Raw genomic sequence first — 25166 nt, forward strand, 5'->3', positions numbered from 1 at the left:
TCTATTTACCTTGATAAACAACAGATCCTCCTAGGCAATGCCGACTCCATCAGGTAGTATCTAACCTTACGTTTTTTTACCCATCATGAGCGAAACAAGACATATGGCTGCAAATCCAAGAAAAATTCTGGTGACCTGCGCCCTACCGTACGCTAACGGTTCGATCCACCTTGGACACATGCTTGAGCATATCCAAGCGGATATCTGGGTGCGCTATCAGCGCCTTCGCGGCAACGAAGTTCATTTCATCTGTGCAGACGATGCACACGGCACTCCAATCATGCTTAAGGCCCAGCAGATGGGTATGGAACCTGAGCAGATGATTGCGGAAGTGAGCAAAGAGCACCAAGCTGACTTTGCTGGCTTCGATATTAGTTTCGACAACTACCACAGCACACATTCCGACGAGAACCGTGAGCTGGCTTCTTTTGTCTACAACCAGCTAAAAGAAAAAGGCTTCATTACCAGCCGCACCATTTCTCAGCTGTTTGACCCAGAAAAAGAAATGTTCCTGCCTGACCGTTTCGTAAAAGGCACCTGCCCGAAATGTAAAGCGGAAGACCAGTACGGCGACAACTGCGACAACTGTGGCGAAACCTACAGCCCAACGGATCTAATCAACCCGAAATCTGCCGTATCTGGTGCGACGCCGGTGATGAAGGATTCCGAGCACTTCTTCTTCGACCTGCCTCAGTTCGAAACCATGCTGAAAGAGTGGACCACATCAGGTGCCCTTCAGGATGAGACCGCCAACAAGATGCAAGAGTGGTTCGAGTCTGGCCTACAACAGTGGGACATCTCTCGTGACGCACCTTACTTCGGCTTCGAGATCCCAGGCGAGACCAACAAGTACTTCTACGTTTGGCTAGATGCCCCTATCGGCTACATGGGTTCATTCAAGAACCTGTGCGACAAGCGCGATGACCTGAACTTCGACGAGTTCTGGAACAAAGACAGCCAAACTGAACTTTACCACTTCATCGGTAAAGACATTGTTTACTTCCACAGCCTATTCTGGCCAGCAATGCTGGATGGCGCAGGCCTACGCAAGCCAAGCAACGTATTCGTACATGGCTACGTAACCGTAAACGGCGCGAAAATGTCCAAGTCAAAAGGTACGTTCGTGAAAGCCGGTACTTACCTGCAGCACTTGGATCCAGAATGCCTGCGTTACTACTACGCAGCCAAGCTGAACAACCGTATCGACGACCTTGACCTGAACTTGGAAGACTTCACCCAGCGCGTAAACAGCGACGTGGTGAACAAGATCGTTAACTTGGCATCTCGCAACGCCGGCTTTATCGCCAAGCGTTTTGACGGCATGCTATCCGAGCACTGTGCAGAGCCTGAGCTATACGCAGAGTTCGTTGCCGCTGCAGATCGTATTGCCCAGCTTTACGAAAACCGCGAGTTCGGCCGTGCTATCCGTGAAATTACGGCTCTGGCTGACAAAGCCAACCAGTACGTGGACGAGAAAGCACCGTGGGTTGTGGCGAAAGAAGAAGGCAAAGATCAAGAACTACAGGATATCTGCTCAATGGGCATCAACCTGTTCCGCGTTCTGATCACCTACCTCAAGCCAGTTATGCCTCAGCTTACCGAGCGTACTGAAGCATTCCTGAACGAAACCCTGACTTGGGAAGGTATCGCACAGCCGCTAACTGGCCACGAAGTGACTAAGTTCAAGGCGCTGTTCAACCGTATCGATCCAAAGCACGTAGAAGCCATGATTGAAACATCTAAAGAAGACGCTGCAGCTGAAATGGCAGCAAAAGAGAAGGCTGAAGCGGCGAAGACCGAAACTGAGCTAAGCAAAGAGCCAATCGAAGCAGAGATCGAATTTGACGATTTTGCCAAGGTTGATCTGCGTATCGCCAAGATCGTGTCATGCGAATCTGTGCCAAAAGCTGACAAACTGCTGAAGTTCCAGCTGGATATCGGTGGCGAGATGCGTCAGGTATTCTCAGGTATCAAAGCGGCATACACCCCAGAAGAGCTTGTAGGCAAACTGACGGTTGTTGTTGCTAACCTAAAACCACGCAAGATGAAGTTCGGCATGTCTGAAGGCATGATCCTAGCTGCTGGCCCCGGTGGCAAAGATCTGTGGATCCTTGAGCCACACGAAGGTGCACAGCCAGGTATGCGTGTAATGTAAGTCCTCTTACAACGACACTTCAAAAGGGGCCTCTCGGCTCCTTTTTTATTGCCGCCACATTCTATCCCTTCCTATTATTTCCAATCACACCAGTGAGTTATTCATCATTTATTCAACAATATGAATTATGGGGAAACCATAGAATACGAACAAAAACACCCTCCAAGCAAAAAGAATCAACAAAATCATTACACGCAATATCACGCACCCCTGCCTCCCATCGAATATGCCAACTTTCAATATGTTAACAAGCATTATTCTCTTTATTTGATAACTGCCATTTTCAATAGGAAAAAACCGATATATCACTACATGCGCAATTCAACCAGTATAAAAATCACTCGCAAACATGGTGATTAGTTAATGGAAGGTTAATTTTATTGTTTTCAGAATATCATCCTGTCTAAAAAAACGTGATCTGAAACATAACTTTGACCATCGAACACTATTTTACTTCGCATTAACACCAAAGAGACTGATAACCTGCTCCGCACTCGGACAATGAATATCCGAGTGAATAATTATATGGAGTGTTTTATTCATGCAAGCACAGCAGAAGAAAATGTCGCTCACCGGCCGAGTTATTCTCGGAATGGTACTCGGCATCCTAACAGGGTTTATTATTCGCTCTCTTTTTGCGGAATCCTCTTTTGTCCACGAATACATCGTCAACGGCCTGTTTGAAGTTGGCGGGAAAATCTTTATTGCCAGCCTGAAAATGCTGGTTGTCCCTCTCGTATTCGTCTCACTGGTGTGTGGTACCAGTACCCTGAAAGACATCAGTACACTTGGACGCCTAGGTGGTAAAACCCTAGCCTTCTACCTGACCACCACGGCCATCGCCATTACCCTAGCGCTGAGCATGGGTAACCTGTTCAAGCCCGGTGCAGGGGCCGACCTGTCCGCCGCGACAACCTTTGCAGCCAAAGAAGCACCATCGCTAGGTCAGGTTATCATCGACATGTTCCCGACCAACCCGATCAGCTCAATGGCCAACGGCAATACCCTTCAGATCATCGTGTTTGCGATTTTGTTCGGCATCGCTATCAGCGCCGCAGGCAAACCCGGCGAGCGCATCGCCGCTGTGTTTGCTGATCTCAATGACGTGATAATGAAATTAGTTGCGCTGCTCATGAACATTGCCCCGTACGGCGTGTTCTTCCTAATGGCGAAGCTATTTACCGGGCTGGGGTTGGATGCCATTTTCAACCTATTGGGCTATTTCCTTGTCCTTAGTGCCGCACTATTGCTCCACGGCCTTGTCGTCTACGGTGCCATGTTCAAGCTATTTACCGGACTGAGCGTCAAAACCTTCTTCCGTAAAATGGAAGACGCGGTAATGTTCGCCTTCTCGACCGCATCATCCAACGCAACGATCCCAGTGACTATGGAAACGGCCACAAAACGCCTTGGGTCAAACAACCGCATCGCATCATTCACAATCCCTCTGGGAGCCACCATTAATATGGACGGAACGGCGATCATGCAAGGCGTAGCGACAGCTTTCATCGCCCAAGCCTTCAATATCGACCTGACTATGGGGGACTACCTGACGGTGATCCTGACCGCAACCCTGGCTTCTATCGGCACTGCAGGTGTACCGGGCGTCGGACTTATCATGCTGGCAATGGTACTGAACCAAGTTGGCCTGCCGGTTGAGGGGATCGCACTGATTATGGGCGTCGACCGCCTGCTGGACATGATCCGCACCGCCGTGAATATCACCGGTGACAGTTGCGTAACCTGTATTGTCGCCAAATCCGAAGGGGAGCTGGACGTGAACCGCTTCAATGACCCACATGCTGGCGAAAAAGACGAGGAAGTACACCTACACCCAGCCACCAACCACTAACCCCGGCGTCTCAAAAACAAAAAGCTCCCACTGGGAGCTTTTTGTCTATCTACTCTCTACCCTCTCCCTCAGAGCTGCTCCTGCACATTAATGGCGCATTCATGCACCATAAACAGGCACACCCTATTAGCTACTTCTTGGGCATAGATGTAATACATTGGTAATTAATAACTTTTAAACCTAAATATATAACCAACAAAACGGCCTGACACTTGCAGATTAAACCTATACCCAAACATCCTACATTCACTTGGGTAGGAATGTTCTATGACTGGAGGGATTCCTATGACCGCATCGGTTACGCTTATCGTCCTTTCGCTAGTGGCACTGGCTACTTACTTGCACTATCGCCACCAACAACGTCTCACTCTAAATAACCGGTTCACTATCATTATCGGCTTACGGCAGCTTATTTTTTTACTGCGCTTTCACCGCCGACATACTCACGAACTCCTACTAAACGGGAATAAAACGGCTAATCACAATGACATCCCAACGCCTCTGACCGAATCGATAGCCATCGAAGCTCTCGGACACAGCTTGCTCAATCAAGCAGAAACCTGTAACAAGCCAATGTATCGCATCACTCTCAAGCAATTTAAAACCTTAACCAAAGAATGGCAGCGCTACTCATTACAGCGAAATCAAGCTGCGCATGGTAAAGCTATTCGCCATGTGATGTACCTCATTGACGATACCTTGACCCAGTGCCTGCTCAGCAACGACAACAACCAGCTCTTCCAACGCTATCAATCAATATGGCCAGTTACCCTCAATGCCCTCGATAGCCTTAGCCGCTTTAGATTTGCTATCCAGCAGTTCAGCCACAAAAGTCCAGCCATGCAGCGTGAGCTGACGCACCAGATGGATATTCTGAAACGACGGATGAATCATCTGGCGATAACGGCAGAGCACCATGAAGCAGTGCCTCTTCTCGATACTTTGTTTGATCAGGTCAGCCACATTGAGAATTCAAACAACAACGACCAACAAACGCAGTCAATGCTTTACCATTTCTCGCTAGAGGTCTCGGATACTCTGTTCATGCTGTTTGATGAAATACTCCAACAACTCGGCGATGAACTTGCGATCAAACTGCCCGAAATGAAGCACAAGCACTGCGCAACCATCGTCCCTATTCAGCAAATGCGTTCGGGGCATTAATTGATCCAAGACAAAACACATGCAATCACAAGCGATTGCTCTCTCAAAGTTGCATAATGTTTTTAAGTGATTGATATTTTAGACGCTTATTAAAAGTGAACACTTTCGTTCACTTTGATAAGGGATTCTCATGAAACACTTCAAAGCATGCGGCCTACTGCTCGCAATCTGTCTAGGGCTTATTGGTTGCCAAGAGCAACATAGCCAATCAGACACCACAACGAAAAACGATACTGGCTCACTGAATATCGAAGCGCAAAACCAGCGTCAGATTGCCCAGCAACTGGGGGCAAACTATGCGCAGATCTCAAGCCAATTACAACACCAGATCAACGTTGAAAATACCCATGTGCCATTAACGATGCTCGTCGATACAATTGATATCCCAGAGCTCACAACCCAAGTGGCCAACACTGAAAAAATGATCATTGCCAAGCATGGTCTGTCTGTACAACCAGAGAAACTACTCACGGTTTCTCTTGCTAACCCTGCCATGTTGCCGGGTGTCGAAGCAGGCCAGCAGCCCCTGTTTACCTATCAGCAAGACAACGTAAAAGCCGGCGATAGCATCGATCTCTTTGATAGCCACGGTGAGTTAGTCATCGGATCAGCCGATATCATGCCTGATCAGCCCGTATTTATCGTCGGGGTCGATGAGCAAAAAGCAATGCGGGCAGGTCTTGCCACCATGCAATCAATCTTCAACAACCAAGATATGGTGACTACTGGCTTCCAGCCTAAACTGGCCAGTGCACCCAAAGCTAGCGAAGATTTCCTTTCAACGACGGTTCTGAAGAAATTCAGCGTACAAGATGACCAAGAACCTTGGATCTCAGGCAAAGCCGAGATGTATGCCTTTGTGAGCAGGGTCAACCCAAGCCGCGACGAGCCGACCATCGATGTCGTTGAAATGCCTTACGCGCACTACCAGGAACAAGTCTACTACCCGAACCAAATCATGATTTACTGGCCGCGCTACCGCTGGGGAGCCGCAAATATCATCATTATGGAGCATGATAGCAACACCAACTACCGTGAGCTGGCAGAAAGCATTATCAAGGCAGCAACAGGCCTTATCACCAGCCAAATTGACGGTGGCGCAGCGAGCCTGCCAATCGTTAACCAACTGGTTGATGCGATTCTAAAAGCTATTCCGGATGAAGCCTTCACCAACAACGATGACATCGTCGACTTTTACTACACCATCATGCAAAACGATGAATTGATTGACCAACCGGGTGCTTCAAACAACGCGACCGCAACATTCGCGCCGTTGGAAATTCCAATGACCCAATAGCACAAACCCTTACATAAAAAAGGCCACCCTTCGGGGTGGCCAGCAGAGAGTGAGATAGATAATTATTAGAATATGAGATGTGCTACCATGACGATAATCGGCAAGGTAATCAAAGTCCTTAGCAAGAAAATAGCCACCAACTCAAAGAAGTTAACCGGTACTTTACTGCTTAAAATAACAGAGCCTGTTTCTGACATGAAAATTAGCTGAGTTACCGATAACGCTGCGACAACAAACTTCGTCATCTCGGTATCGATTGTCGAAGCGGCAATGATTGACGGTACATACATATCAGTAAAACCAACTAGCATCGTCTGGGCTGCTGCCTGAGCTTCTGCAACATGGAGCAACTCCAATAGCGGTACAAATGGCGCACCAAGCATCGAGAACAACGGCGTTGTTTCGGCAACAATCAATCCCAAAGTACCAATCGCCATCACTACCGGCAAGACACCGATCACCATATCCAATGCATTATGGATACCTTCTTTGGCAACTGCCCCCAAACTGTCGATTTTACTCGCCCGCTTAAGCGCCAGATGCATACCATACTGCATCGATGACTGGCCTTCTGGCACCAATTCTTCATCACGGTTTGGCGCCGATCCGTCAATATACAGATCCTTTTTGTAACTCAGTGGCGGCAAGTACTGAATCACCACAGCAGCAGCAACACCTGACAAACAAACTGACAGATAAAAAGGAACAAAGTAATTCGCCAAACCCACCTGAGTCAGTACCACCAGCGAAAACGAGATCCCGACAGGCGAGAACATAGTCGCCACAACTGCCGCCTCACGAGCGGTATACTTCTTCTGCTCGTACTGCTTGCTAGTAAGAATCACGCCCACGGTTCCGTCACCCAGCCATGATGAAATACAGTCAATGGCAGCACGGCCCGGTAAGCGGAATACCGGCCGCATGAATTTGCTCATCATGGTTCCGAGAAGCTCCAGCAGGCCAAAATTGAGCAGCAACGGTAATAGCAAGCCAGCAAAGAAGAAAGTCACAAAGAGCGAAGGCAGCAAATCATTCAGCACCAACCCACCGGTATTGCCATTCCACACCACCTCTGGGCCCACTTGATATAGAGCCAGCACGGTAAATGCCGCACCAATACCACGGATCGCCAACCATGTCGGAGATAGCACAAACAAACGAACCAACAATGGTGAGTTTGTTACAAAGCGCGGCTTAGCAATACTGGCCGCCAACGACAACAGCGACGACGCACAAATCACGACAGCCACTGTCGGTAACAAAGCCTCCCCCATCAGACTCTTAAAGCCTTTCGCCATCAGGGCCAAGGGAAACGTAAAGTCGCCATTCACCGTCAACGGGGCAAGAAAAAAGAACAATCCCAACAATGATGGGATCGCGAACATCAGCATATTCCGGCTGGTTTTATGGTTATCCTGGGCTAGTACTGTATCCGTCATCCTACTACTCTCTGAATGATTAAATCCAAACGACTAAAAAATCGATAAAAGTGCATAATTCCTTAATAAGGCCATTATATCGACAATCGTATACGACGCAACCATGAAAGCAAAAACAATCACAAAAAACGAATATCAATTCACAATTTATAATTCTAATCTAATTTATTCATTGAGATAGAAGCACCAGTGACAATAAACATACATTTAGCACACCAGTAAACCATGCCATACTCATCCAATCCCCAATGAAAAAAAGTACAATTCCAGCCCCCTTCTATGAAAGGCAACGAGAAGGCGATCAGTTTACGGCAGACATAAAAAAACCCGGCCGAGGCCGGGTTTCAAAACAAATAGCGGTGATTAACCGATGTGAGTCACGCCACCCATGTACTTACGCAGTACTACAGGAATGCGGATACGGCCATCTGCTTCTTGGTTGTTCTCAAGAATAGCAACCATTGTACGGCCTACAGCCAAACCTGAACCGTTCAGGGTGTGAACCAATTCTGGCTTCTTCTCGCCTTTACGACGGAAACGCGCTTGCATACGGCGAGCCTGGAAATCCCACATGTTAGAGCATGAAGAAATTTCACGGTACGTCTCTTGTGCTGGTACCCAGACTTCCAGATCGTAAGTCTTCGCAGAGCCGAAGCCCATATCACCAGTACACAGTACAACCTTACGGTATGGCAGTTCTAGCAACTGAAGTACTTTCTCGGCATGACCGGTTAGTTCTTCCAATGCCGCCATTGAGTCTTCAGGGCGAGTGATCTGAACAAGCTCAACTTTGTCAAACTGGTGCATACGGATAAGACCACGAGTATCACGGCCGTATGAACCCGCTTCAGAACGGAAACATGGCGTGTGAGCTGTCATCTTAACAGGCAGATCAGCTTCTTCTGTGATCGTATCACGTAGCAAGTTAGTCACAGGGACTTCTGCCGTTGGGATCAGAGACAGGGTACGAGGCTCTTCATCGTTCACTTTCTCAGTCAGCGGCTGAGTGTGGAACAGATCAGCACCAAACTTAGGTAGCTGGCCAGTACCGAACAGGCTGTCTGAGTTCACAAGGTACGGTACGTACATTTCTGTATAACCGTGCTCGTCTGTGTGAAGATCCAGCATAAACTGGGCAATCGCACGGTGTAGACGTGCAAACTTGCCTTTCATCACGATGAAACGTGCGCCAGTGATCTTCACCGCACTTGCAAAGTCCAGTCCGCCGCTCAGCTCACCCAAATCAACATGGTCTTTGATTTCGAAGTCGTAAGTCTGAGGCTGGCCCCAACGTGAAACCTCAACGTTCTCGTTTTCATCTTTGCCTACAGGCACAGAGTCATCAGGAAGGTTTGGAATCGTCTGGATGATCGCATCCAATTCTGCCTGCAATGCAGCAAGCGCTTTCTTCGCATCGTCCAGTTCAGAGCCCAGATTACCGACTTCGGCAAGGATACGCTCAGCTTCTTCGTGATCGCCCTTCGCTTTCGCTTGGCCAATGGACTTCGATCGGGAGTTACGCAGTGCCTGTAGCTCTTCAGTTTTAACCTGAAGTGACTTACGTTGCTCTTCCAGGGAGCGGAGTGCTTCTACATCAAGAGTAAAACCACGGCGCGCTAATTTTTCGGCTGTTGCGTCCAGCTCAGTTCGAAGTAATTTAGAATCTAGCATGCTAATCCTGTGCTCGTTATGTTCTAAAGTGCACATTATTTAGCCAACTTGCTGGCTAAATAATTTTAATTCAGAAAGCGTTAGGCAACCTAACGCCGATTGCTCAACAATACCCAAAAAGCCCTATTATTGATAGCGTTTTGACGCGCTTTTTGCATCTAAAGAAGCAAGATACTCTAACTTTTCTGCAATTTTTGTTTCCAAGCCCCGGTTTGTTGGGTTGTAGTAACGCGTACCGGCCAATTCCGGCGGGAAATAGCATTCCCCGGCAGCATAGGCCCCAGGCTCATCATGGGCATAGCGGTACTCCTGCCCGTACCCCAACTCTTTCATCAGCTTGGTCGGGGCATTGCGCAGGTGAGGCGGCACTTCGTAATCCGGATAGTTGGCCGCATCGAGCTTGGCCTGTTTGAACGCGGTATAAACCGCATTGCTTTTCGGGGCGCTGGCCAAATAGACAATCGCCTGAGCAATGGCCCGCTCGCCTTCGTAAGCGCCGACCCGGGTGTAGCAATCCCATGCCGATACGGCAACCTGCATCGCCCTCGGATCGGCATTGCCGATATCCTCAGAGGCAATGGCCAGCAACCGGCGCGCGACATATAGCGGGTCACAGCCGGCATGCAGCATTCGGGCAAACCAATACAGCGCGCCATCCGGGCTCGAACCGCGAATCGACTTATGAACCGCCGATATCATGTCATACCAGAGATCACCCTTGTTATCGAAACGGGCAATCTTCTCGCCGGCTACCTCAGCCAGCAAGGCAAGATCAATACGCTTGTAACCCTGCCCGTCCTCGTCGGCCATATCGATCAACTGCTCGAGGTAATTGAGCGACATCCGGGCATCACCGCCAACCAGTTCGGCCAAACGCGCCTTGACATCATCAACAAAGACCAGCTTTTCGGCGTCAACGCCACGCTCTTTGTCCGTCAGCGCCTGCTCGATCACCGCCAGAATATCAGTGGTGTCTAACGATTTAAGCTTGTAGACCCGCGCCCGGGATAACAGTGCGTTGTTGAGCTCAAACGATGGGTTCTCGGTCGTCGCACCGATAAAGGTCACAGTGCCATCTTCGATATGCGGCAAAAATGCATCCTGCTGGCTCTTGTTGAAACGGTGGACCTCATCGACAAACAGAATTGTCCGTCGCCCGGCCATCTTGTTCTCACGAGCCTTGTCGATCGCCAACCGGATATCCTTGACCCCCGAAGTCACCGCGGAAACCCGCTCAACCTCGGCATTGGCGTAATAAGCTGCCACTTCGGCCAAGGTGGTTTTACCTGTCCCCGGCGGCCCCCACAGGATCATCGAATGCAAATGCCCGGCCTCAAGCGCTCGACGCAGCGGCTTGCCCTCGCCGAGGATATGGGTCTGGCCAATATATTCCGCCACCGTACGCGGCCGCATACGGGCAGCCAGCGGACGGAAATCAGATGAAAAATCCAGGCTGAAGTTATTCAAACTCACCGCTCCTTAAACAAAAATAGGTGGTACTCGCGTACCACCTAAAAAATACATCTCGCTGGGTGTTCCCGGCTTAGTTGCGCTGATCATCCAACTCCACGCCTTTAGGCGGGGTGAAAGTGAACGCACTGGCTGCCGGTGCCTTGCGGGCAAACGAAGAAAAACGGAAATTGCTACGCTGGCCGTCCTGCTCAACGACTGAGAAACTACGCACCTCGCCGCCCTTGTCTACCGTAACCACAAACTTACCGGCCGACGACGTCCCCGCCTTCGGGGTCAGGGTAAAGGTATCTGCCGTCTGGGATACATTGTAGTTCTGCCAATCACTTGGGCTATTGCGGGTCAGCAGTACGAACGGCGTCTGATCGGTCGCATCATTGAGCCACATCGCAGTTACCTGCTCGATAAACGGGCTGTAGTACCACAATGTCCGGCCATCTGAAATCAGCACGTTTTCATCCGGGGTCTTGGTATTCCAACGGAACAAGTTAGGGCGCTTAATCGCCACATCGCCATCGCCCTCAACCAGTACATCGCCATCAGGGCTGATCACCGTTTGCTTGAAATCCGCAGTAAACGCATTCACTTTGCCTAATCGGGCGCTGAGTTCCTGCTGGGGGTTAGCCAAAGCCTGCCCCGCCCACAACAACGGAGCGGCAACCAATACACCCAGAAGCATCTTCTTCATCATTCTCTCAAACCTTTTGCTCACGGCCTGCCCTAGAGCGTAGCAGGCCTATTGATTCCTATCTGTCTCGGAACAGCGTCCGAATCGTATAATCTTTGACTAGTCACGCGGTGGCGGCGGTGCCAACACTTCCCGATTGCCGTTATGACCCGGCGCGCTGACAATACCGTGCGCTTCCAGCTGTTCAACAATACGGGCAGCCCGGTTATAACCAATCTTAAACCGACGCTGGACACCGGAAACAGAGCCCCGACGGGACTCGGCAACAAATGCCGCCACTTCGTCAAACAACTGGTCGAGATCATCATCACCGCCCACCGGTGCTTCACCCGGCAGCAAACCGTCACTGCCCTGATCGGCTTCGAGGATCCCCTCGATATATTGCGGCTTACCACGCGCCTTCCAGTCATTTACCACGTTGTGGACGTCATCATCCGAGGCAAAGGCACCGTGCACTCGCACCGGATGGTTCTGACCTGCAGGCAAGTAAAGCATGTCACCCATACCCAGCAATGATTCTGCACCGCCCTGATCGAGAATGGTACGCGAGTCTGTCTTGGTCGATACCGTGAACGCCATTCGGCTTGGAATATTCGCCTTGATCAAGCCGGTAATAACATCCACCGACGGTCGCTGGGTCGCTAGCACCAAGTGAATACCTGCCGCTCGCGCTTTCTGCGCCAGACGAGCAATCAACTCTTCAACCTTCTTACCGACAACCATCATCAAATCGGCAAATTCATCAACGATGACCACAATGCTTGGCATTTTTTCCAGACGAGGCGGGAACTCGTCCATGCTGTCTCCCGGGCGCCACAACGGATCGTAGATCGGGTGGCCGGCTGCGGCGGCTTCTTCAAGCTTGGCATTGAAGCCTGCAAGGTTACGCACCCCGCACGCAGCCATCAGCTTGTATCGGCGTTCCATTTCGCCCACACACCAACGCAATGCGTTGCTGGCGTCTTTCATGTCAGTAACCACTTCGGTCAAAAGATGCGGTATACCTTCGTAAATCGACAGTTCCAGCATTTTCGGGTCAATCATGATAAAGCGACAGTCTTCGGGCTTACACTTATAGAGCAAGCTGAGGATCATCACGTTAACACCGACCGACTTACCCGAACCCGTTGTACCGGCCACCAAGAGGTGCGGCATCTTGCTCAAATCGGCAACCACTGCCTCACCGGCAATGTCATAACCCAATACGATAGGCAATGGGCTCTTCTTATTCTGGAAGTTATCGCTCGCAACCACCTGCGACATATAGACCGTTTCACGGTTGACGTTCGGTAGCTCCAAACCAATGTACGGCTTACCCGGAATAACCTCTAGCACTCGAACCGCCGAGGCTGACAGCGCACGCGCCAAATCTTTTGCCAGACCGGAAATTCTGCTCGCCTTCACCCCAGGGGCAAGGTCAAGCTCATAACGGGTAATCACCGGGCCAGGGTAAACCCCAACGACCTTGGCCTTGATCTTGTAATCAGCAAGGCGGGCTTCCACCAGCCTTGCTGTCTGTTTTAATTCTTCCTCACTGGCCGGTTCAACGTTTTGCTTGGCCGGGGCCAGCAAATCCACCGTCGGCATCGGTGAGGTTGGTTTCGGCAAATCGGCATCTTTCTTCATCAGGAACGGATTATCAAGACCAGCTGCATGAGCCTGCGCCTTCTGAGCATCACGAATCTTCTTGAGGAAGGCCTCTTCGTCGCTCAGGCCGTCGTCGCCATCAACCAATCCTGCATCCTGCTCGGCGCGCTCAAGTTCTGACATGCCGTCCTGAACACCTATTTCGAAATCACTCTCCGGCGCTGGTGACGCTGGTTCGAAAGCGTACGGCTCAGCCGCAGCTCGCTCATGGCGAAGGTTATTTTCTTCCTGTTGCCACGGCAGTGTCTCCACGTTATCTTCTGGCTCCGTTGTATCAACCCCAGCATGAACAGACGATGAATAGTCATATTCATCTTCCTCGGATAGGCTTTCATCCGCTTCTGCTCCAGCCTGATGCTCTGCAGGCCACGCGTCTGCTATAGGTTCTGGATCGGCGTGACTTTGCACGGCACCGTACATCGTTGAAGCAGCGTTACGCACCTCAGAACGGCTTTCCTGCTCGCTGGCATAATCAGACAAAGACTGCTCATGATCGGCTAACCCTGCCGGATCATCCATGTGCATGGTAAAGTCTTCGTCCTTTTCCAGTTCGCGCTCAAGATCGGCAATAGACATTCCCTTCATCTGGCGCGGCAGCTCCACGTCTTCAACAGCCACACGGGTATTTACAGGCTCAGGCTCAGGCTCAGGCTCAGGCTCAGGCTCAGGCTCAGGCTCAGGCTCAGCGTCATGGTATTCAGGCATTGATGCCACCGACACTATTTCAACTGGCTCGATATCCGCGGTCACCAGTTTTATCGTTGTTTCTTCCTGCAGTTCTGGCTCACTCGCCGTCGAAACCAAGGTCTCGATGTTAGATTGTGGCTGAATGTCGGAAACCGGCTCAACCACCGTCTCAACGACCGGCGAAGTTGTCGCCGTTTCAACCAGTGAAGCCACTGTTGGCGCAGCAACTACTGCAGCAGCGGCCACCACCGGCTCAACCACCGGTTCAGGCGTACTCACAGAACGCTCCTGATGGCGCTGAGGCATAACAATCTTCATTTCCGGCTCTGGTTCAGAGACCGGTTCAGGCACGCTGACCGCCGGTTCACGGCGAGCAAACGCACTGCGGTCATTGGCAACCGGAGCCGCAACCCGGCTGCTGGATGCCAGCAATACGTCATCGGCATCTGGCTCCTGCTCAAACTGGGCGGATTGCTCAGCCAAGCGACGGCCAAATTCTGTTTGGTGCTCATCTGGAATATCGGCGGCAAACGGAGTCAGTACCTCGGACTTGTCCGAACGTACCTTGTTCATCAACCAGCCCAGAGCCCCGAGAGTTTTCTCACCAAGGGTATCGACAATCGTCAACCATGAGATGCCGGTAAACAGTGTAAAACCGATAGCCCAGACAAACATCATCACCAATGTCGTGCCGAGCAGGTTAAATAACGGCAAGGCCATGTTTGACACCACATCGCCGATCACCCCGCCTGACGAGAAATACCAAATATCGTCAAAGTTCAGATCGGCAAGACCGCAACTGGTCACAAACAGTATCAGCAGGCCAAGCAAGCGGGTGCCGTAGATCATGTAGTCAAACTTCAACGGCTGTGAACGGCGACGGAACAAGAACCAAGCGCCAAGGATAATAATCGCCGGCAAAGGATAGGCCAACGATCCGAAGGTGAACAATAAGGTATCGGCGACCAACGCCCCTAGCGAACCGGCCTTGTTTTGCACCGGCCCTTCCCAAGCCGTTTGCGACCATGACGGGTCCGCAGGGTTAAAGCTCAGCAATGCCACCATGGAAAAAATCGCGGCCAATATGCCGATAATCAAAAAGCTTTCCAGTAAGCGCTGCCCCCCGGAAAGACGCAATGTAGGCTGCCTGTTGCCCTTTAGCTTTCTCAAAAAAACACTCCGATGTAACCAACTAGCCAGCGTCTGGGCCGTATTTTTGTATTATGGGTGCCAATGGCCCGTCAGACGCATTAAAAACGAATGCCTTATCTTATACTAAATGCGACCTATTTTTGCTATTTTGGCTCGGTGTAAGCGTAAAGAGTTGGTGAAATTTTTAATGGATGTGCTGAAAATCTCACCCCCCGCCTGAAAAACTGCCGCCAAGCCCAAAAACAAATCAAGCGGCACTAGGCCGCTTGATGAAAGACTGCTTGTTCTACACGTCAAATAAAGAACTAGCGGGTCTTGATAACCAGATTGTTGGTCTGCTTCACTTCTTCCATAACCACGTATGTACGAGTATCGTTCACCCCTGGCAGGCGCAGCAAGGTCTCACCCAGCAACTTACGGTATGCAGACATATCCGATACACGCGTCTTCAACAAGTAGTCGAAATCACCGGATACCAGATGACACTCTTGAATGTCTTCCAGCTCTTGCACTGATTTGTTGAACTGCTCAAACACATCAGGTGCACCACGGTTTAGTGTAATTTCAACAAACACCAGCAGTGAGGCATCAAGGTATTGAGGATTCAGCAGGGCGGTATAGCCACTGATGTACCCCTGACGCTCCAAGCGACGAACACGCTCAAGACAGGGTGTAGGAGAAAGACCAACACGTTTTGAAAGTTCTACGTTCGAGATACGACCATCTTTCTGTAGTTCATTCAAAATATTGCGATCTATACGATCCAGGTCCTTGGAGGGTTTTTTCTTGGTATCTACCATTTTTTATTCCACCTTCTTACTTCCTTGCAAAAAAATATACTACAACTTTAGCTTATTTAGAATCAAATACTCTAAAAGTCCAACTATACTGCCAATAGTTCTGTAATTACATCCTTGTCAATAGCCTTCACTGCTGGATGCCAAGGGAGGGAGCGGAATGATTATTGGGGTACCCAAAGAAATCAAAAATCACGAATACCGAGTCGGTTTAGTAACCAGCAGTGTTCGTGAACTCACTTCACTCGGTCATCAAGTCTTGGTCGAAACCCAAGCAGGTGCAGGTATTGGGCTGTCAGACGCAGACTACGAAAACGCAGGTGCTGAAATTATTTCTGACGCTAAAGAAGTTTTTACCAGATCAGAGATGATTGTCAAAGTAAAAGAACCACAAGCAGCAGAAAGATCCGCACTTCGAGAAGGACAAATTTTATTCACCTATCTTCACCTTGCACCGGATTTTCAACAAACAAAATCCCTCATCGACAGTAAAGCCATCTGCATTGCCTACGAAACAGTGACCGATACCCTAGGCAAATTACCCCTACTGGCTCCTATGTCGGAGGTCGCTGGCAGAATGTCCATCCAAGCCGCAGCCCAAACCCTAGAGAATTCTTATGGCGGGCGGGGCCTGCTTCTGAGCGGAGTTCCCGGTGTTGAGCCCGCCAATATCGTGATCCTCGGCGGTGGGGTCGTCGGCTCCAATGCAGCCCGCATGGCTGTAGGAATGCGGGCAGATGTCACCCTACTCGATAACAACATCGATACCCTACGCCAGCTAGATCGCGAATTCAGAGGCGCGGTGAAGTTACGTTACGCCACCCGCGAGGCCATTGCCCAACTCGTCCCCCGCGCCGATGCGATTATCGGTGCAGTCCTGATCCCCGGGGCAGCGGCCCCTAAACTGATCACAGCAGAACACGTCCGCCAAATGAAGCCAGGCTCAGCACTGATTGATGTCGCCATCGACCAAGGTGGCTGCTTTGAAACGTCACACCCAACTACCCATGCACAACCCACTTATATTATGGACAATATTGTGCACTATTGTGTTGCCAACATGCCCGGAGCCGTTGCTCGAACCTCGGCATTCGCCCTTAACAACGCCACCTTGCCCTACGTAACTAAAATTGCCAATTTGGGATACAAAAAGGCACTGCTGGATGACGAAGGATTCCTCTCGGGAATGAATATCATGCATGGCAAGGTAACCTGCAAGGAAGTCGCCACCACATTCGACCTTCACTATACGGTTCCCACCGTCGCCCTGAGCATGCACTAGGTAGAACGTGAACCCTATATTGCATATAACTATTTGATATTTATTATAATTAAATAATCTTAAAAATTTTAACCTCAGTGTCCTTGATCAAGGACAGTACGCCGTTTTATTTATCCCACCCTACATACCACAAACGCCAGCTGAACGACAAAATAACCACCTACCAACAGGCAGAAAATCACGCTGAGCATCACTCGAACAAGAAGCAGAATGCGCTGGCCAATCAGGAAATATCCTTTTCTTGGCGCAGCAATTTACCTACAATCACCCATCACATGATAATAATCTCATTTCAGCCTGGAGAAGTAATGAGTAACGTAAGACATAGTAAACTGCTCATCCTTGGTTCTGGTCCTGCTGGTTATACCGCAGCCGTTTATGCTGCACGCGCCAACCTAAACCCTGTCATGATCACTGGTATGCAGCAAGGTGGTCAGCTCACCACCACCACTGAAGTTGAGAACTGGCCGGGCGATGCTGATGGCCTAACTGGCCCTGGCCTGATGGAACGAATGAAAGCCCACGCTGAAAAGTTCGAGACTGAAATCATTTTCGACCATATCAACGAAACAGACTTCACCCAGCGCCCTTACCGCCTGAAAGGCGACAACGCCGAATACACCTGCGATGCGCTCATCATCGCTACCGGTGCATCTGCCAAGTACTTAGGCCTTGAGTCCGAAGAGCTATTCAAAGGCCGTGGCGTTTCTGCTTGCGCAACCTGTGACGGCTTTTTCTACCGCAACCAGAAAGTTGCTGTTGTCGGTGGTGGTAACACGGCCGTCGAAGAGGCGCTTTACTTATCGAATATCGCATCTGAAGTTCACCTGATCCACCGTCGCGAGACCTTCCGCTCAGAGAAGATCCTTCTCAAGCGCCTGATGGACAAGGTCGAAAACGGCAACATTATTCTTCACACTAATCGCACCCTCGATGAAGTACTGGGTGACGACATGGGTGTGACCGCCGTGCGTATCAAAGATACCGCGTCTGAAGCCACCGAAACGATCGAAGTGATGGGTGCATTCATCGCTATCGGCCACCAGCCAAACACAGCTATTTTCGAAGGTCAGCTGGAAATGCACAACGGCTACATCAAGGTACAGTCAGGAACTGACGGCAACGCGACCCAGACCAGCATCGAAGGCATCTTTGCCGCCGGTGATGTTATGGATCACACCTACCGCCAAGCAATTACCTCAGCAGGTACCGGCTGTATGGCAGCGCTCGATGCAGAGCGTTACCTTGATGCCATCGAAGAACAATAATCATCACTACCGGCCACCCTCAAGGTGGCCGTTTTTGCCTTCAGCTCCTGCTGCAATTACCTGCAACTCAAGAAAGCTATATGGATAAACAATTACAACGAGATTTGACCAACTGGTTGAGATCACAGAGCAAACTTGCGAAACGCTGGTTGATGCTCAGTGTCGGCCTTGGTTTTTTATCGGGATTGCTGCTGGTGGGACAAGCTGCGCTGCTTGCCCATATCCTCCACCAACTCATCATTGAGCATACCGACAAGTACCAATTGGTCGATAGTTTCATCGGCCTGTTTGTTATCGTCGGCCTCCGCGCGGCCTGCAGTTGGGGACGCGAGATATTCGGCTACCGCTGCGGGGAGCAAATACGGCTCCATATCCGCCAACTGATCCTCGAAAAGCTGCAACAGCTTGGCCCGGCCTATATCAAAGGGAAACCAGCCGGTGTCTGGGCAAGCTTAGTACTCGAGCAAGTCGAGGAAATGCAAGATTTCTTCTCGCGCTATATCCCACAAATGTCAATTGCGGTACTGGTGCCGCTGGTCATTCTGTTTGCGGTCTTCCCACTTAACTGGGCTGCGGGCCTGATCTTCCTGATCACAGCACCACTAGTGCCTCTTTTCATGGCACTAGTCGGACTCGGAGCCGCCGATGCCAACCGCCGCAACTTCAAGGCACTCCAGCGCCTATCCGGGCATTTCTATGACCGCCTTCGGGGACTCCCGACCCTGCGTCTATTTAACCGTGCCGAAGCTGAAGCCGAAAACCTCCATGCCGCCTCGCATGTACTGCGCAAGCGAACAATGGAAGTATTGCGGATGGCTTTCCTCTCCTCGGCCGTGCTCGAGTTCTTCTCTGCTATCTCGGTAGCAATCGTTGCGGTCTACTTCGGTTTTGCCTTTATCGGCGAACTGAATTTCGGCCACTACGGCGTACCGATTTCACTCTTCACTGGCCTGTTTGTTCTGATCCTTGCTCCTGAATTCTATCAGCCACTCCGTGATCTCGGCACTTTCTATCACGCCAAGGCACAAGCAATCGGGGCTGCGGAATCCATTGTCGAGTTCCTCAATACCGAAGCCGATGGGATGGATAAAGGCTGCGCCAACCTGCCATCACCAGAAACTATCACTATCGAGGCCAGCGAGCTGGAAGTACTCAGCCCCGAAGGCCAAGTTCTGGCTGGGCCGCTCAGCTTCACCCTAGCCCCGCATGAGCAGGTCGCCCTTGTTGGCCCCAGCGGTGCCGGCAAGACCAGTTTGCTCAATGCCCTACTCGGCTTCCTGCCCTACCGTGGCAGTCTTAAAATTAATGGCGTTGAACTGCGCAGCCTAGATGCCAGCCAATGGCGGCAAGCCATCAGCTGGGTAGGCCAAAACCCACTGCTACTGCATGGTACGGTGCGCGACAATATTGCCCTTGGCAACCCGTTAGCGACCGATGAGCACATCCTGCAAGTTGCCGAGAATGCCTACGCCAAAGAGTTCCTCGACCGACTGGAACTGGGCTTTGCCCATCAGGTTGGCGACCGCTCAGGCGGCTTGTCTGTTGGGCAGGCGCAACGTATTGCCGTTGCCCGTGCTATGTTGCAAAGCGGTAGCTTCTGGCTGCTCGACGAACCAACAGCCAGTCTCGACGCCAACAGCGAACATCTCGTGCTAGACAGCCTAAAAACCGCCACCGCCGGCCAGTCGACCTTGATGGTCAGCCACCGCCTCGACCAACTCGCGTCGATGGATCGCGTTATGGTGCTGGAAAACGGCAAACTGGTTCAAAACGGTCACTTTGACCAAATTCGCCAACACGGCCTGCTGGCCGATATGCTGGCCCATACTGACAAGAGGGATCTCGATGCGTGATTTAATCCCTTATCTGAAACTCTACCGCAAGCACTGGTTCGGCCTGACCCTAGGTACGCTGCTGGGCCTTGCCACCCTGCTTGCCGCCATGAGCCTGCTGACGCTATCAGGATGGTTTATCGCCGCCTCGGCCGTTGCCGGGCTGACCATTGCCCGCGAAACGTTCAACTACATGCTGCCGGGTGCCGGTGTCCGAGGTTTCTCAATGGCCCGTACCGCTGGCCGTTGGGGCGAACGCGTTGTCAGCCATAATGCGACATTCAAGCTACTGGCCGATTTGCGCCTGTTCTTCTTCCGCAAATTGACCCCGCTGATCCCGGGCCGTCAGGCCAACCTCCGCGATGCCGACTTGCTCAACCGCTTGGTTGCCGATGTCGATGCAATGGATCACGTGTACCTGCGCTTGGTCAGCCCACTGACCATCGGGATTATCGGCCTGATTGCCATTACCGGCTTCCTTGCTTGGTTTGATCTGACTATCGGCCTGACCCTTGGTGGGATCCTACTGGTACTAATGCTCAGTCTGCCGGTTATCTTCTACCGCTTGGGCAAGGCCAACGGCGAAGCCCTGACACTGGCAAAGGCCAACTACCGAATCAAATTGCTTGATTGGATTCAAGGCAACGCCGAGCTGCTACTGTTCAATGCCGACGACCGTTACTATCAAGCGGCACTGCATGAACAGCAGTCGCTGCTTAATGCCCAGCGCAAGATGGCAAACCTGACCGGCCTTGCCAATGCTATCCTGATGGCGGCGACAGGCTGGGCTTTGGTCCTCATTACATGGATTGCCGCTGACGGCGTCGGCGGCAATGCCCCAGACCCGTTCATCGCGATGGTAGCCTTTGCCACAATGGCCAGCTTCGAGTTAATGATGCCAGTCGCTGGAGCATTCCAGTACCTCGGCCAAACGTTAACTTCAGCCCGCCGCTTGAATGAAATCATCGAAGCCGAGCCGGATACGCCATTCAATCCTGACGGCCATCAGGCCAACGTCAGCGGGAATATTGATATCGATGGGATTAGCTATACCTATTACGGCAGTGACCAACCCGTGCTTAAGTCGATCAGCCTATCGATCAAGGCCGGAGAGAAAGTCGCCCTGCTGGGCCGGACCGGTTGTGGCAAGTCCACCCTGCTCCAGCTGCTGACCCGTAACTGGGATCCGCAGCAGGGCCAAATTAGCCTAGATGGCATCGCACTGCCAAAATGGCAGGAGGCATCACTGCGCAAGGCCATCACCGTGGTCAGCCAGCGGGTTGATGTATTCAATGGCTCACTGCGTGAGAACCTGCTGCTTGCCAAACCTGACGGCAGCGACAGCGAGCTCGAACAGGTATTGCAACAGGTGGGGCTCAACAGCCTGCTTGAAGGCAAAGGACTGGATACATGGCTGGGTGAAGGCGGCCGCCAGATCTCCGGTGGCGAACGCCGCCGAATCGGCATCGCCCGCGCCTTGCTCCACGATGCCCCTATCCTGCTGATGGACGAGCCGACCGAAGGCCTTGACCGCCGTACCGAGCAACAAATCATGGATCTATTGCTGGAACATGCCAAAGACAAGACAGTGCTGTTTATCACCCACCGTCTGGTCGGCCTCAACGCAATGGACCAAATTTGCCTGATGGACGAAGGTTCGATCACCGAGCAAGGCACCCATGAATCGCTGCTGGCCGAGCGCGGCCGTTACAGCGAGTTGTGGCAACGGATCTAACCCCGAGCCACTCGGCCTAACAAAACGGGAGCCATTGGCTCCCGTTTCTGTCTTTTCGCTTCAACAAACCTGTATTAACTGTCCCTGACTACCCCAACGGGGGAGCCCAATCGGGGTTGATTCTGGCCGTCAGAATATGGTCTTCCCAGTTGCCGTTAATCAGCAAATAATCTTTCGCCCGACCTTCGATAGCAAAGCCGCTTTTCTTCAATACCGCTGCGCTCTTGGCGTTTCTTGGCATATAGGCGGCCATTATTCGATGAAAGCCCTTATCGAACATCCATTGATTGGTCGCTTCCAGTGCCCGCCCCATCATGCCCTGGCCTTGATAATCTTCATCAATCGAATAACCGACATGACACGCATAAAACGGATGGCGCACCAAATTGCTATAGTTAACCACGCCACAAATTTGTAGGGGATCCTGCTTAGGTACGATAACAAAATAATAGGCCATTTCATGCTTGTGCAACTTCATCAGCTGCTCAAGCCGCCGCTCCCATCCCCTCGCAGTAAAAAACGTATCTTCCCTGAGTGGCTCCCACGGTTCGAGAAACTGGCGATTTTTTTGATAATAAGCCGTAATCGCAGCCGTATCCCGAGAAGTGATCAGCCGTACCGTTATATCTCCCAGATCAATGACCTGCGAGCGTGTAATAAAAGAGTGGAACAACAATATCCATCCCCTTGCTATCCATGATGTTCAAACGTTAGCATACGCAAGTAATGCTAAGCCAGCCCCATTTGCCAAAGACAGAACCGAAACTAATTTCAGTCAAAGATTTACCCAGCCAGTTAGACTATGATAATCCCATTACCTATACCAAACCACAGTGGGAACTATGTATTACGACTATCTCGATTCGGTTCTGGGCCGGTTCTACCTGCTCGCCGATGAGCAAGGGCTAAGGCAGCTCACCCTTGCCAGTTCTGGTTACAGCGTCAATGACTGCTGGCAACGCAACCCTGACTTCATGGCCCCTTTCACCACCCAACTCAGCGAATACCTCGCTGGCACTCGAAAAGAGTTCTCCCTTCCCCTTGCACCACAAGGTACCGATTTCCAGAAACAAGTGTGGCAAGCACTCACCGAAATCCCCTACAACAGCCAACGCTCATTCCAACAAATCGCTTCATACATCGCCCATCCCTGTGCATTCCAGGCTATCGGCATGGCCAGAAACGTCAACCCCATCCCTATTATCATCCCTTGTCACCGGGTCGCTACCGATAACGAATCCTCGCTCAGCAGCCGTTATGACAAACCGCTCATCACCCTGCTGCGCCAGCTCGAAAACGGCGAGATCACCCTCTTCCCGGCAGACGGGTAATTAGCGAGAAGCCAAACGCAAACAGGGAAGCCGAAGCTTCCCTGTTGATATGATTTAATTGGGTGGCCGAAACCACTAGCGCTTGTTGATACCGTACTCTCGCAACTTGTTAGCCACTGCGGTATGCGATACTCCCAGTCGCTTGGCTAGCTTACGCGTCGACGGGTAGCTTTGGTACAAACTGGTCAGAATACCGGACTCATATCGCTTCATGATGTCGTCAAGCGAGCCGTCGAGCGTTTCCTCGCTGATCACCGTGGCCGACTCGTTCTCTGGCAACTGAATATCATCGACGGTCATCTGGGTAGATTCCAGCTGGGTCATTGCCCGGAACAGAACATTGCGCAGTTGGCGGATATTACCCGGCCATGCATACTGACTCAAAAATTGGGCGACTTCTGGCGAAATCACCGGCTTGGGCTGCTGAAGCTCTTGGGCAAACTGCGACAAGAACAGATCAGCCAATGGAACGATATCGGCTGTGCGCTCGCGCAACGGCGGCACAACCAACGACAGAACATTAAGGCGATAGTAAAGATCTTCACGGAACTGGTTCGCCGCTACCAAGTCAGGCAGCTTCTTCTGGGTTGAACAAATAACCCGGACATTGACCCGCATCTCTTGCTCTTCGCCAACACGACGGAACGTGCCGTCCTGAAGGAAACGCAGTAGCTTGATCTGCAAGTGCTCGGACATCTCGCCCACTTCGTAAAGGAAAACGGTACCGCCATCAGCCTGCTCGAAGATCCCCTTCTTGCCGGCTTCTGTCGCCGTTGCCGCCATACCGAACAACTCCGTTTCTGCCGCGCTATCTGGCATCGATATACAATTCACCAGCAAAAATGGCTGTTCGCGGCGCAATGACCGCTGGTGGCAAGCACGCGCCAGCATCTCTTTACCAGAGCCAGTTTCACCCTGAATCAACAGCGGCGCATCAAGCATTGCCAACTTCTTGGCCTGCGAAACCAACTGCTTAAAACGGGATGACTGACCAACAAGGTGTTCGAAACCGTTGTCACCACTTAGCTTGCGCATCGCCAGCGGCATCTTGGCCTCAGACAGAGACTTAAGCAAAATAACCACACTGGCCAGTACCTGCTCGTAGCTCTCGTCGGCCACGTATACCGGCAGGATCTCCATGATGTAATCCAGCCCGGCGATAACCACCAACTCGCTGCGCTTGGCGGCCTGCTCCTTTTCCAGCCAATTTTGAATATTGAATCCGACGAAGGTCTGGATATATTCACCGACAATTTCGCTGCGCGCCTTGCCCAACAAGGTTTCGGCCGCATCATTGGCAAGATCGATTTTCCCCTGCAAATTGATGGAGAAGAACGGGTCAGGCAATGCTTCGAGCAGAGCCTTGAGTTCCTTGTGCTCACGTTCGGTCGGCATAAACTGAATCTTACGAACATCAGTCACCCCATCCAGCTGACGAATTTGCGACATCAGCTGGCTGAATTGATCGAACGCCACTTCGGGGCAATTAAGGTAAATGATACCGACACGGTCAATCTCAATACCCCGCAAATCGATCTGGCGGCTGGCCAGAATATCGAGCAACTCGCGGGTAATCCCCAAGCGGTCCTCGCAAAAGACTTGTAGCCTCATATTCTTCTCTTCCAAAGTGTCAGGAATTGTTGACACTCGAAGTTTGCGCCTTCACTGCCATTCAGTCAAGCCACCAGCCCCTCAGGGT

General features: G+C 51.3%; 17 protein-coding genes. 9 read left to right on the forward strand and 8 right to left on the reverse strand.

The features are described 5' to 3' along the window. Positions 1-103 precede the first annotated feature (103 nt). The 4 genes from metG to ACSF8X_RS12440 all read left to right on the forward strand — a co-directional run bounded on the left by metG (position 104) and on the right by ACSF8X_RS12440 (position 6468). Positions 104-2155 (forward strand): methionine--tRNA ligase, encoded by a 2052-nt coding sequence (gene metG, locus ACSF8X_RS12425; protein WP_500850121.1) that lies wholly within the window; start codon positions 104-106, stop codon positions 2153-2155. A 541-nt stretch (positions 2156-2696) separates the two neighbouring features. Beyond that, positions 2697-4007: a dicarboxylate/amino acid:cation symporter gene (locus ACSF8X_RS12430; RefSeq protein ID WP_047877159.1), complete on the forward strand. Its 1311-nt coding sequence runs from the start codon at positions 2697-2699 to the stop codon at positions 4005-4007. Positions 4008-4274: 267 nt separating this feature from the next. Next, positions 4275-5171 carry a hypothetical protein gene (locus tag ACSF8X_RS12435; RefSeq protein WP_500850122.1) on the forward strand — a complete coding sequence of 299 codons (897 nt, stop codon included), beginning with the start codon at positions 4275-4277 and terminating at the stop codon, positions 5169-5171. Between the two features lie 130 nt (positions 5172-5301). Next, on the forward strand, positions 5302-6468 hold the full coding sequence (locus ACSF8X_RS12440; RefSeq protein WP_500850123.1) for a DUF3103 family protein: 1167 nt from the start codon (positions 5302-5304) through the stop codon (positions 6466-6468). Between the two features lie 65 nt (positions 6469-6533). Here ACSF8X_RS12440 and ACSF8X_RS12445 read toward each other — a convergent pair whose 3' ends face one another. The 6 genes from ACSF8X_RS12445 to lrp all read right to left on the reverse strand — a co-directional run bounded on the left by ACSF8X_RS12445 (position 6534) and on the right by lrp (position 16022). Further along, a complete protein-coding gene (locus ACSF8X_RS12445; protein WP_047877162.1) occupies positions 6534-7907 on the reverse strand; it encodes a YjiH family protein in 1374 nt (457 codons plus the stop codon). A 363-nt stretch (positions 7908-8270) separates the two neighbouring features. Further along, a complete protein-coding gene (gene serS, locus ACSF8X_RS12450; protein ID WP_047877163.1) occupies positions 8271-9578 on the reverse strand; it encodes a serine--tRNA ligase in 1308 nt (435 codons plus the stop codon). Positions 9579-9704: 126 nt separating this feature from the next. Beyond that, entirely contained in the window at positions 9705-11045 is a 1341-nt protein-coding gene (locus ACSF8X_RS12455) for a replication-associated recombination protein A (RefSeq protein WP_047877164.1), read from the reverse strand. Between the two features lie 76 nt (positions 11046-11121). Next, positions 11122-11736: an outer membrane lipoprotein periplasmic chaperone LolA gene (gene lolA, locus ACSF8X_RS12460; protein WP_047877165.1), complete on the reverse strand. Its 615-nt coding sequence runs from the start codon at positions 11734-11736 to the stop codon at positions 11122-11124. Positions 11737-11835: 99 nt separating this feature from the next. Beyond that, positions 11836-15240, reverse strand: a complete 3405-nt coding sequence (locus ACSF8X_RS12465; RefSeq protein WP_500850124.1) for a DNA translocase FtsK 4TM domain-containing protein — start codon at positions 15238-15240, stop codon at positions 11836-11838. A 287-nt stretch (positions 15241-15527) separates the two neighbouring features. Further along, a complete protein-coding gene (lrp, locus tag ACSF8X_RS12470) occupies positions 15528-16022 on the reverse strand; it encodes a leucine-responsive transcriptional regulator Lrp (RefSeq protein WP_047877167.1) in 495 nt (164 codons plus the stop codon). A gap of 157 nt (positions 16023-16179) precedes the next feature. Between lrp and ald the strand changes: the two genes are divergently transcribed. From ald to cydC, 4 genes are all read left to right on the forward strand, one after another. Beyond that, positions 16180-17301, forward strand: coding sequence for an alanine dehydrogenase (gene ald / locus ACSF8X_RS12475; protein ID WP_500850125.1), 1122 nt, complete (start codon positions 16180-16182; stop codon positions 17299-17301). 308 nt (positions 17302-17609) lie between these two features. Next, positions 17610-18569 carry a thioredoxin-disulfide reductase gene (gene trxB / locus ACSF8X_RS12480; RefSeq protein ID WP_047877169.1) on the forward strand — a complete coding sequence of 320 codons (960 nt, stop codon included), beginning with the start codon at positions 17610-17612 and terminating at the stop codon, positions 18567-18569. Between the two features lie 80 nt (positions 18570-18649). Next, positions 18650-20422: a heme ABC transporter permease/ATP-binding protein CydD gene (gene cydD, locus ACSF8X_RS12485; RefSeq protein ID WP_500850126.1), complete on the forward strand. Its 1773-nt coding sequence runs from the start codon at positions 18650-18652 to the stop codon at positions 20420-20422. Beyond that, positions 20415-22136, forward strand: a complete 1722-nt coding sequence (gene cydC / locus ACSF8X_RS12490) for a heme ABC transporter ATP-binding protein/permease CydC (protein WP_500850127.1) — start codon at positions 20415-20417, stop codon at positions 22134-22136. The genes cydD and cydC overlap by 8 nt, the downstream gene beginning before the upstream one ends. A gap of 88 nt (positions 22137-22224) precedes the next feature. Here the strand turns inward: cydC and rimJ are convergent, their stop codons facing one another. Beyond that, entirely contained in the window at positions 22225-22809 is a 585-nt protein-coding gene (gene rimJ / locus ACSF8X_RS12495) for a ribosomal protein S5-alanine N-acetyltransferase (protein WP_500851188.1), read from the reverse strand. Positions 22810-22978: 169 nt separating this feature from the next. On the opposite strand from rimJ, the gene ACSF8X_RS12500 reads away from it, so the two are divergent. Then, positions 22979-23467: a methylated-DNA--[protein]-cysteine S-methyltransferase gene (locus ACSF8X_RS12500; protein WP_047877172.1), complete on the forward strand. Its 489-nt coding sequence runs from the start codon at positions 22979-22981 to the stop codon at positions 23465-23467. A 75-nt stretch (positions 23468-23542) separates the two neighbouring features. Here the strand turns inward: ACSF8X_RS12500 and tyrR are convergent, their stop codons facing one another. Further along, positions 23543-25078: a transcriptional regulator TyrR gene (tyrR, locus tag ACSF8X_RS12505; RefSeq protein WP_500850128.1), complete on the reverse strand. Its 1536-nt coding sequence runs from the start codon at positions 25076-25078 to the stop codon at positions 23543-23545. Positions 25079-25166: the final 88 nt, after the last annotated feature.

It is taken from the genome of Photobacterium panuliri, assembly GCF_059920555.1.

Excerpts from the sequence above, each read along its gene's own strand:
- metG (WP_500850121.1), top strand. The coding sequence starts at position 104 with ATGGCTGCAAATCCAAGAAAAATTCTGGTGACCTGCGCCCTACCGTAC.
- ACSF8X_RS12430 (WP_047877159.1), top strand. The coding sequence starts at position 2,697 with ATGCAAGCACAGCAGAAGAAAATGTCGCTCACCGGCCGAGTTATTCTC.
- ACSF8X_RS12435 (WP_500850122.1), top strand. The coding sequence starts at position 4,275 with ATGACTGGAGGGATTCCTATGACCGCATCGGTTACGCTTATCGTCCTT.
- ACSF8X_RS12440 (WP_500850123.1), top strand. The coding sequence starts at position 5,302 with ATGAAACACTTCAAAGCATGCGGCCTACTGCTCGCAATCTGTCTAGGG.
- ACSF8X_RS12445 (WP_047877162.1), bottom strand. The coding sequence starts at position 7,907 with ATGACGGATACAGTACTAGCCCAGGATAACCATAAAACCAGCCGGAAT.
- serS (WP_047877163.1), bottom strand. The coding sequence starts at position 9,578 with ATGCTAGATTCTAAATTACTTCGAACTGAGCTGGACGCAACAGCCGAA.
- lolA (WP_047877165.1), bottom strand. The coding sequence starts at position 11,736 with ATGAAGAAGATGCTTCTGGGTGTATTGGTTGCCGCTCCGTTGTTGTGG.
- lrp (WP_047877167.1), bottom strand. The coding sequence starts at position 16,022 with ATGGTAGATACCAAGAAAAAACCCTCCAAGGACCTGGATCGTATAGAT.
- ald (WP_500850125.1), top strand. The coding sequence starts at position 16,180 with ATGATTATTGGGGTACCCAAAGAAATCAAAAATCACGAATACCGAGTC.
- trxB (WP_047877169.1), top strand. The coding sequence starts at position 17,610 with ATGAGTAACGTAAGACATAGTAAACTGCTCATCCTTGGTTCTGGTCCT.
- cydD (WP_500850126.1), top strand. The coding sequence starts at position 18,650 with ATGGATAAACAATTACAACGAGATTTGACCAACTGGTTGAGATCACAG.
- cydC (WP_500850127.1), top strand. The coding sequence starts at position 20,415 with ATGCGTGATTTAATCCCTTATCTGAAACTCTACCGCAAGCACTGGTTC.
- ACSF8X_RS12500 (WP_047877172.1), top strand. The coding sequence starts at position 22,979 with ATGTATTACGACTATCTCGATTCGGTTCTGGGCCGGTTCTACCTGCTC.
- tyrR (WP_500850128.1), bottom strand. The coding sequence starts at position 25,078 with ATGAGGCTACAAGTCTTTTGCGAGGACCGCTTGGGGATTACCCGCGAG.